This is a genomic window from Chitinophaga sp. GbtcB8, from assembly GCF_019091455.1.
Lineage (GTDB): Bacteria > Bacteroidota > Bacteroidia > Chitinophagales > Chitinophagaceae > Chitinophaga.
The window spans coordinates 1-9,490 of the sequence record NZ_JAGXJN010000071.1; the positions used below are offsets into that span (position 1 = coordinate 1).

General features: G+C 49.5%; 11 protein-coding genes. 4 read left to right on the plus strand and 7 right to left on the minus strand.

The annotated features are described in order from the left end of the window. Positions 1–39 precede the first annotated feature (39 nt). Positions 40–843, minus strand: coding sequence for a hypothetical protein (locus KVT36_RS31110; RefSeq protein ID WP_217607322.1), 804 nt, complete (start codon positions 841–843; stop codon positions 40–42). Positions 844–965: 122 nt separating this feature from the next. Here KVT36_RS31110 and KVT36_RS31115 point away from each other — a divergent pair, with 122 nt between their 5' ends. The 3 genes from KVT36_RS31115 (at position 966) to KVT36_RS31125 (ending at position 3,967) form a co-directional block, all read left to right on the plus strand. Next, entirely contained in the window at positions 966–2,021 is a 1,056-nt protein-coding gene (locus KVT36_RS31115) for an NAD(P)-dependent alcohol dehydrogenase (protein ID WP_217607323.1), read from the plus strand. Positions 2,022–2,184: 163 nt separating this feature from the next. Then, positions 2,185–2,724 (plus strand): RNA polymerase sigma factor, encoded by a 540-nt coding sequence (locus tag KVT36_RS31120; RefSeq protein WP_217607324.1) that lies wholly within the window; start codon positions 2,185–2,187, stop codon positions 2,722–2,724. A 184-nt stretch (positions 2,725–2,908) separates the two neighbouring features. Further along, positions 2,909–3,967 carry a FecR family protein gene (locus tag KVT36_RS31125; protein ID WP_217607325.1) on the plus strand — a complete coding sequence of 353 codons (1,059 nt, stop codon included), beginning with the start codon at positions 2,909–2,911 and terminating at the stop codon, positions 3,965–3,967. A gap of 146 nt (positions 3,968–4,113) precedes the next feature. On the opposite strand, the gene KVT36_RS31130 is transcribed toward KVT36_RS31125, so the two are convergent. Then, a complete protein-coding gene (locus KVT36_RS31130) occupies positions 4,114–4,272 on the minus strand; it encodes a lmo0937 family membrane protein (RefSeq protein WP_217607326.1) in 159 nt (52 codons plus the stop codon). Positions 4,273–4,523: 251 nt separating this feature from the next. Here KVT36_RS31130 and KVT36_RS31135 point away from each other — a divergent pair, with 251 nt between their 5' ends. After that, positions 4,524–5,045 (plus strand): PA2169 family four-helix-bundle protein, encoded by a 522-nt coding sequence (locus tag KVT36_RS31135; protein ID WP_254640276.1) that lies wholly within the window; start codon positions 4,524–4,526, stop codon positions 5,043–5,045. A 340-nt stretch (positions 5,046–5,385) separates the two neighbouring features. Here KVT36_RS31135 and thiH read toward each other — a convergent pair whose 3' ends face one another. Genes thiH through KVT36_RS31160 form a run of 5 tightly spaced genes read right to left on the minus strand, consistent with a single transcriptional unit; the run spans position 5,386 to position 9,287 of the window. Next, positions 5,386–6,507, minus strand: a complete 1,122-nt coding sequence (thiH, locus tag KVT36_RS31140; protein WP_217607327.1) for a 2-iminoacetate synthase ThiH — start codon at positions 6,505–6,507, stop codon at positions 5,386–5,388. A 9-nt stretch (positions 6,508–6,516) separates the two neighbouring features. Further along, on the minus strand, positions 6,517–7,293 hold the full coding sequence (locus KVT36_RS31145; RefSeq protein ID WP_217607328.1) for a thiazole synthase: 777 nt from the start codon (positions 7,291–7,293) through the stop codon (positions 6,517–6,519). A 10-nt stretch (positions 7,294–7,303) separates the two neighbouring features. Beyond that, complete coding sequence (locus tag KVT36_RS31150; protein ID WP_217607329.1) at positions 7,304–7,954, minus strand: thiamine phosphate synthase; 651 nt, start codon at positions 7,952–7,954, stop codon at positions 7,304–7,306. Beyond that, positions 7,951–8,700, minus strand: a complete 750-nt coding sequence (locus KVT36_RS31155) for a hydroxymethylpyrimidine/phosphomethylpyrimidine kinase (protein ID WP_217607330.1) — start codon at positions 8,698–8,700, stop codon at positions 7,951–7,953. Before KVT36_RS31155 ends, KVT36_RS31150 begins: the two co-directional genes overlap by 4 nt. Beyond that, positions 8,679–9,287 (minus strand): thiamine phosphate synthase, encoded by a 609-nt coding sequence (locus KVT36_RS31160; RefSeq protein WP_217607331.1) that lies wholly within the window; start codon positions 9,285–9,287, stop codon positions 8,679–8,681. Before KVT36_RS31160 ends, KVT36_RS31155 begins: the two co-directional genes overlap by 22 nt. Between the last annotated feature and the right edge of the window lie 203 nt (positions 9,288–9,490).

Sequence of the window (9,490 nt, forward strand, 5' to 3'; positions counted from 1 at the left end):
ATCTTTCATGTTTAAATTATGAATTATTGCCCGATTTCTCTACTTTTCAATGGCCCGATTTATTGGGGGGAGGTCAAGGAACTCCGGCCCGCTTAAAACATAACCGCTGGTATTGCGGTAGTCGGCATTGGCATCGCCAATCACTATGCCGGTGCCATCTTTAGTAGCATCGGCGGTTTTGCAGGCCACTTCTGCTTTGCCATCTCCATCCAGGTCGTACACCATAAACTGTGTGTAGTGCGCGCCGGCGCGTATGTTGCGGCCAAGGTCAATATGCCACAGGCGGGTGCCATTCAGCTTATATGCATCCAGGTACACATTGCCGGTATAACCGCTTTGGGAATTGTCTTTAGCATTGGAGGGATCCCATTTCAGTACAATATCATACTGCCCGTCGCCATCCAGATCACCGGTGCTGCAGTCGTTGGCATTGTAGGTATAGGCTACTCCATCCGGCGTAGTACCGCCGGCCGGCGCCTGTATGGGAATGGTAAGGTACTGCTGCGCCCATACAGTAGCGCTTTCAGAAGCTGCCTGCTCACTGCCGTTCAGCACCGGGCGTATGGTGTAGGTGCTGTTAGCGGGGGTATTGTCCACATAATTAGTGGAGCTGGTAATGGGAGCGCTGTTCACTTTCGTGGAACCGCGGTACACGTTAAAAGCAATGCCTGCCGGATCTGTACCGAACAGGCGCCAGCCTACATACACCTGGCTGGCGCTGGTGCGTATGGCTACCAGGCCGCGGTTCAGCTTTTCCATTTGTTTCTGGGCTAATAAGAATTGGGGGATGAGCAGGAGGACGCTCATGATCAAAAAGGGTAAACGGATAGTGGTTTTTTTCATAACGGGTGTTTATTTGGGTGAGGTTACTAATTTATTAAAGAGCAAGGCCCCCTGCCTGTACTATTATACTTTATACTATAAATTTGTACGCACACCTTTCCAACCTCTTAAATGCAAATCAGATGAGTACGAACACAAAAGCTTATGCAGCGCCCAGCGCAACGGAGCCACTAAGCCCATTTAGCCTGCAACGCAGGGAGCCAGGCCCGCATGATGTACAGATAGAGATCCAATACTGCGGCGTTTGCCACTCCGACCTGCACCAGGTACGCAATGAGTGGCAGAATGCCATTTACCCAATGGTACCCGGCCACGAAATTGTAGGCCGTGTAACAAAGGTGGGTGATCATGTTAAAGGATTCCAGGTAGGCGACCTGGCTGGTATAGGATGTTTTGTAGACTCCTGCAGGGAATGCGAAAACTGTAAAGCCGGTATTGAACAATACTGCCTGGAAGGTATGACCGGTACTTACAATGCCTATGAGCGTGATGGTAAAACACCTACTTACGGCGGTTACTCCACACAGATAGTAGTGGATGAAAAATATACGCTGAAGGTATCGCCCAAGCTGCCGCTGGAAGCCGTGGCGCCTTTGCTGTGTGCGGGCATTACTACTTACTCGCCGCTACGGCACTGGAAAATAGGCCCCGGCCATAAAGTAGCTATTTTAGGTTTGGGCGGCCTGGGCCATATGGGCGTAAAGTTTGCCGCAGCTTTTGGCGCAGAGGTAACTTTGTTAAGCACCTCGCCCTCCAAACAGGCGGATGCCAAACGCCTGGGTGCACATCACTTTGCGCTTACCACTGACCCGGCTGTAATGAAAAGCCTGCAGGGCAGCTTTGATTTTATACTGGATACGGTATCTGCCCCGCATGATATCCCCGCATTTCTGCGCCTGCTGAAAACCAACGGGGTGCATATTTGCGTAGGCGCACCACCGGAACCGGCTTCCATACCGGCTTTTAGCCTGCTGATGAACCGTGTTAGCCTGGGCGGCTCCTGTATAGGCGGCATTCAGGAAACACAGGAAATGCTTGACTACTGCGCGGAGCATAACATTGTTTCTGATGTAGAGATGATCAACATACAGGATATTAATGAGGCGTATGAAAAGCTGCTGAAAGGGCAAGTGAAGTATAGGTTTGTGATAGATATAGCAAGCCTGAAGAATGCTTAACGCTTAACGCAAAACGCTGAATGCTGTATGAAGTACACCGGTATCCGGTGGACAGCGTTCAGCGTTTTGCATTAAGCATTCAGCGTAATTCGTAATTGCTTTGCTTTTCCGCAAAAAATGAGTATCTAGTGTTAGTTTAGCGCATCACATTAACACTACAACGTTGGAGAGAATAGTTGCCATAAAAGCAGGATCCGTAGCTGTTTTTGAGGAAGTGTACCAGCAGTTCCATGAGAAGCTGTATTACTATTTCCTGAAACGCACGGCTGCTGCTGATGTAGCCGAAGAGCTGGTGCAGCTTACCTTCATTAAGCTGTGGCGTTACCGCAGCCACCTGGATGAAACCCTGCCTTTATCCCAACAGTTATTCCGCATAGCCAGCACAACCCTGATAGATGTATTGCGCCGTAAAGCGCAGGAACGTACGGTGCTGGTAGATATTCAGGAACTGCCAGAAGTAGCGGATACCTCCCGCCACTTACAGGAGCGTGAAACCCTGGACCAGGTGCAGCGTGCCATGGCTGCCCTGCCACCGGAAAGGAAAAAGATCTTCGGGTACCGCATACAGGGATTCACCAACCGGGAAATAGCCCTCTGCCTTTCCATTTCCCTGAAAACCGTAGAGAACCAGGTAAACCGGGCCATTAAACAGATCAGGGAAGCCATAGTACTGCTGATCTTTTTTGCAGATGCTTTCCAGTAGCGCAAACTCATTTTCCACTCACCCAACCTCCGAATATTTCCGCTGATCTATCGCTAATAATAGCCGGTGAACATACAATTGACAACCTGGCTGTCAAATAAAAACACATTTTTTTTCCTTCTCCGTGGGTATAAGCCTTTTTTGCTGCGTAGTATAATATAGCAGACCTATATTTTAGCAGATAATGATGAACCGCGCTTTAATAGAGCAATTTTTAAAGAACCAGTGTACAGCCGAAGAAGCCGCCGCGGTGAGTGATTATTTGCAAAATAACCCCGAGGAGCTGGCAGCAGCGCTGCCGGAACAGGATTGGGAAGCTTTTGAAGCAGGTGAATACCTGCATCCCGTTCATACGGAACAAATGCTGCAAACCATTCGCCGGGAAGTGAGGGAAATACGGGGGTACCGCTACCGCACCCGGGCTGCTGCCGCAATAGTGCTGTTACTGGGTACCGGTTTTATGATGTGGTTCTACCAGCATAAGACCTTACAGCCAGCAACAGTCATTGCACAAAACGGTAAGATACCAGTAACGGATACCATCGTAACAAACACCGGCAATACCCAACAGCACATTGTTTTGCCGGATGGATCGGTAGCCTTGCTGGAAGGGCAAAGCACCCTGCAATGGCGCCCGGGTTTTACACCTGACCAACGGTCGCTGTACCTGAAAGGAGCCGCCACATTTACCGTAATCAAACAAGAGGGACGACCATTTACTGTATATTCTGAACATGTAGCAACAACCGCCCTGGGTACGTCTTTTCGTATTAAAGCGTATGACCGGAGCAAAACCGTGAAGATCCGTTTACTCACGGGAAAAGTAATGGTAAGATCTACAGGAGCTCAAGCTGATAAGAAATTGGTGTACCTGGCGCCCGGTCAGGAATGTGCTTTTAATAAAAAGCAGCAGTCGTTAATGGTGTATAACTATGAGCGTATTGCAGACAGCATTCTGACCAAACCAATAAAGGGTAACATCATGGAAAACGGCGAAGAGCTCCTGTTCACTAACGTACCCTTAACAGAAGTTATGAGCCGCTTTGAAGCCGTGTACCACGCTTCCATTAACTACTCTGAAAAACAGCTGAAGAACTATTCCTTTACAGGACAGATCAGCAAGCGCGATTCCCTGCCTCACATTCTTGAAACAATGGCTATACTAAACCGCCTGCAGGTAACGGAAGACAGCAGCGGGTACCACGTTTTTAACCCGGCCTGCAACCGCCCGGACCAGCAATAATTGCAGCTACTTTAATACCGTATAGTCATTGGCGGTATACCCACCTCCTCAAACAAAAAAATGAATAATCAATAACGAAGTGGTTACGGCCACGGTTATCAATTATTCATTAATTATTTCTTGTACGGCTTTAAGCTGTCGGTACCTTATTCTATAGGCGCTCTCCCCCGGATAACGCTCAACAAGATTGCTATAATAGCTAACACCAACAATGCATGAATCAGCGCACCAGCTGAATAAACAAAAAAGCCTAACACCCATCCTATGATAAGAATAAGGGCTATTAGATACAATATGCTTCTCATATGAATAATGTTTGGTTAACTCTTATAGTTAAAAATCTGTGCCAATTCATTTGTCCTTTGTGAGTCATACTGTTTACTGCTAAAACTGCTGCAATAAGGTATTCTATTGTAGAACAGATTCCCCCATGCGTGAAAAAAATACGTCAGGGAAACGGCTGAAACGCGCAATGCCGGGGTACTTTATAGACGGAGCTGCTCAACTGGTCGCATTTTTGAATTAATGTTAAAGAGATGGACAGTAACCTATTAACATGTTAACACCTTACCGCGCCGCGGTAATTGATCATATTACAAACATCAAAACAATAAATGCCATGCAACAGAACGAAAAAATATCAGAAGTACTCAGCGATCTGGTACAGATCAACAACGACCGTATAGAAGGATACCTGAAGGCAAGTGACAAGACAGAAGACCCCGACCTGAAAGCATTGTTTCAACGAATGATAGATGAAAGCCGCACTTATGTATCGCAGCTGAACCAGGAGCTGGCCCGGATGGGCGCTGAGCTGGAAACCGGTACCACTGTTTCCGGTAAAATATACCGTGCCTGGATGGATGTAAAAGCAACCTTTACCGGCAATGACCGCCACGCTGTACTGGCGAGCTGTGAATATGGAGAGGATGCCGCACAACGTGCATATGATGAAGCGCTGCGCTCAGACGACCCGATGCCTTATAGCATAAGGGAGCTGATCGCTAATCAGAAAGGTGCGCTTAAGAGCTCACATGACACCATTAAAACATATCGTGATATGGAGAAAGTAGGCTAATGCTTACAAGGTTTTGTTTTGTAGGATGGCTTATAAATATATTGTGCAGTAACATAGTCGCCTGTTCATTTTGTTCAAACTTAACAGGTTTATAGGTTGTTCATTTTGAGCAACTTACATTTGAAGTCTATGGTACGTAGCTGCTTATTTTCATAAGCGATATCTTATATGTTTAATGATTAATGGATTTTAGGTTTTCACAATACCCTTCGCTTTCCCGGGCGGAGGGTAATTTTTTAGCGGTTAGCTTTTAGCTGTTAGCTGTTGGCAGTCATGCGAGCCGATTGGTTATCGGGGAATGCCAGAAGTTGTGCAGCACTTAACAGCTAACAGCTAATTGCTAACTGCTAAAGCTCACCAGGCTTCCGTCCCAATCTTTCCATACCGGCTCATAACCCTGTGATTGCAGCATTTGCGCAATGGCCTGCGGACTGCGCTCATCTGATATTTCAAATTGCTCCAATGATTCAAGGTCTGCGGCATATCCGCCAGGATTGGTTTTAGAGCCGGCGCTCATGGTAGTAATACCCAGTTTTATTACATGGTTGCGGAACTGTTCAGATTCCCGGGTAGAGAGGCTTAGCTCCACATCCGGATCCAGCAGGCGGTAGGCGCAAATAAGCTGTACCAGCTCCCGGTCTTTCATTTCTACCTTAGGCGGCAGGCCGCCGGTGCAAGGGCGCAACCGTGGAAAAGAAATGCTGTAGCGGGTTTGCCAGTAGGTTTTTTCCAGGTACTGCAGGTGCAGGGCCGTAAAAAAACTATCTGTACGCCAGTCTTCCAGGCCAATAAGCACACCCAATCCCATTTTATGAATACCTGCCCGGCCCAGGCGGTCGGGGGTTTCCAGCCGGTAGTCAAAGTTGGACTTACGGCCTTTGGGATGATGCAATTTATAATCTGCCTCATGATAGGTTTCCTGGTATACCAGCACACTTTGCAGGCCAAGGGGAATAAGCGCGGCGTAGTCTGCCTCGTCCATAGGCTGAACCTCCATGCTGATATGGGAAAAGTGCGGGCCTATGAGCTGAAGAGCTTCTTTAAAATAATCCAGACCTACGGTTTGCCAGGCCTCCCCGGTTACCAGCAGCACATGTTTATACCCCATAGCTTTAATAACCTCCACCTCCTGCATGATCTCTGCTGCGCGCAGGGTTTTACGCCGGATCTTATTATCCAGGCTAAAACCACAGTAGGTGCAAATGTTCTGGCATTCGTTGGATAAGTACAGCGGAATATACAGCTGCATAGTATTACCAAAGCGCTGCCGGGTAAGGCGATGGCTTAGCTGCGCCATTTGTTCCAGGTAAGGCAGCGCAGCAGGGGATATGAGGGCCTTAAAATCTTCCAGCGTACGCCGGCCGGCTGCCAGCGCACGTTCCACATCCAGCGCAGTTTTGCTGTAGATGCTTTCTTTAATGGTGTCCCAGTTATGCTGAGCGAAAATATTTTTGAAGCTCATTTTAATTAATTATTCATTGTCTAAAAAGGCGATTAGCGGGCTGCTGGCGCTGGCCTGTGCGTGCCTGCCGGGCAGTCCGGCTTCGTAGGCCAGGCGGCCTGCAATTACGGCTTGCTTAAAGGCCTGCGCCATACGTACCGGGTCTTGCGCTACGGCAATGGCGGTATTTACGAGTACGGCATCTGCGCCCATTCCCATGGCTTTGGCTGCATCAGAAGGGCTGCCAATACCGGCGTCCACCCCCACCGGCACCCGGCTTTGCTCAATAATAATTTCCAGGAAATCAAAGGTGCGTAAGCCTTTGTTGCTGCCAATAGGCGCCCCTAAAGGCATTACAGCAGCTACGCCTGCGTCCTCCAGGCGTTTGCACAGCACCGGGTCGGCGTGTATGTAGGGCAATACTATGAAGCCCAGCTTTACCAGCTCTTGCGCTGCCAGCAGGGTTTCTATAGGGTCGGGCAGCAGGTAGCGGGGATCAGGATGTATTTCCAGCTTGACCCAGTTTGTTTCCAGCGCTTCCCGTGCTAACTGGGCCGCATATACGGCTTCTTTAGCAGTACGTACACCGGAGGTATTGGGCAGCAGGTGCAGCTGCGGGTGGTTAAGGTGCTGCAGCATATCATCTGCCTGGTTAAACATATCTACCCGCTTCAGTGCCACGGTTACCAGCTCAGAGCCGGAGGCCAGCAAGGCCTGCTCCATTACCGGCGCTGCGGAAAACTTTCCCGTACCGGTAAACAGGCGGGATTGAAAAGTGCGGTCAGCAATTATTAAGGGTGTTATCATTTTTAATTTTTTAAATGTTACTGCCTGCTTCCTGTTTCTTTTGTGCCATCGCGAAAATATTTTTCACTACTTCCTTTCTATCCGCTGCATGTGTAATAAGGCCGCTTACTGCTACGCCATGTGCGCCTGCTGCTATTAATGCAGCAATATCTTCCTGCACAATGCCGCCAATAGCTATTACGGGAATGGTAACACCTTGTGCCTGCAACTGCTGCAGGATATTGGCAATACCCTCCAAACCCAGTATGGGACTTAGCTTTTGCTTGGTAGTAGTAAAACGGTAAGGCCCCAGCCCAACATAATCGGCGCCGTCTTTTACATGCTGTAACAGATCGTCCAGGGTATTGGCGGTACCGCCTACTATCATTCCAGGGCCTGTAATGGCGCGGGCTGCAGCTACCGTCATATCATTTTTGCCTACGTGCACGCCATGGGCGCCGATGGCTTTGGCCACCTGGGGATAGTCGTTAATAATAAGCGTAGCGTTGTATGGTTCGCATATTTTTTTTGCAGCAATGGCAATGGGTAATACTGCTTCCGGCGTGCTGTCTTTAATACGCAGCTGGATCCAGTTGCAGCCTGCATCGCAGGCGGCCTGTATGTTAGCAGAATGGTCTGCTGCTGCGGTTTGCTGTGATATGTAATGTAAGGTACTGATCATAAATTGTGATATCCTAATAATGAAGGGTGACTGGATAAAAATTTCTCCGTATAAGCTTTGCCGTTAATACAGGCATCCTGCAGGGATTGGCCCTTTGCCAGCTGCGCTGTAATGGCGGCGGATAATACACAGCCGGAACCGTGTTTGGGATACACCTGCCGCACAACAGGCGGCAGCAGGTACTCGCTTTCCTGTGTGTACAACACATCCCAGCCCCTGTGCTCCGGATGGTGGCCGCCTTTCAGCAGTACTGCACAATGGCGGCTAAGCTGTGTGGCAGCTTCCTGCCCGTCTGCAGTGCCATTGCCTAATACCAGTGCTTCATCATAATTGGGAGTAAGCAGGTACAGGTAAGGCAGCACTTCCTGCCATGCATGCGCCAGTGCGGTGTTGTGAAAATCAAAACCAGCAGATGCTTTTAACACCGGATCCAGGATAATGCGGATGCCGGGGCGCAGCTGGTGCAGGCTCCGTACTATTTGCAGCAGCGCAGGAACATCTGCCACAATGCCTATTTTACACCAGGCAGGCGCAAACTTTTGCAGCAATGGTTTTGCCTGTTCTATAACACGCTCCGCCGGCAGCCAGTTTACCGACAAAAATTCCTGATCCGTTTGCACGGTAAGCGCGGTGCAAACGCCCAGCCCATAGGTTTGATGGGCCTCAAAGGTTTTAATGTCTGCCAGCAAACCGGCGCCCCCGCTGGGGTCCAGCCCGGCCAGGCTTATAACATAGGGTCGTTCCATATGCTTCTAATATGTTGTAATTGTTGTACGGCTGTTGCGGGTATTTGCCAGATGGCGCCTAACAGGGCCAGGCCATCAAAGCCCATTTGTTTTGCCTGTGCGGCATTGGTGTTATCCACGCCACCCAGCGCCAGCACGTTTGCGTTGCAGCCATTTTTCTGCAGCTTAAAACCGGGCGGTATTTGTGCTTTATAACCTGGTTTGGAAATGCTGTCAAACACAGGGCTTAGTAACAAATAATCCCAGGCATTGTCTGCTAACGGTAATGCTGCTACGTGGTGAATGCCGGTGCTGGTGCGGCAGCCCTGGCGGCGGTATTCCGCTATCAGCTGCGCATCTGTTTGTTCCCGCTGCTGCCCGCTGAAATGCACACCCATCAGCCCAAAACGCTGGTACAGCTCCCAATGCCCTGCTATCATTATTTTAGGATAACAGGCCGGATCGGTTTGTTCCAGCGCCTGCGCATAGGCCTCCGGCGGCCACTGCGGCTTACGCAGGAGAATGGCATCTGCGCCGGCGTGCAGCAGCTGTTGCCAGAGCTGTGTTTCGTTGGGCACATGTTCAGGATGGGTGATGATGAGGAGCATTGTGATTTTTATGTGTGCCACGCCTCAAAGCTGTGGCACACGTTTCGCGTTTATAAATAGATCTCCCCGCCCTGCACTTTAAATGCTTCTGCCTGCGCGCTCATACCGGCTTCCAATGCCGCCTCTTCTTCTACGCCTTGTGTGGCTGCAAACTCCCGTACCTCCTGCGTAATTTTCATAGAGCAGAAATGTGGGCCGCACAT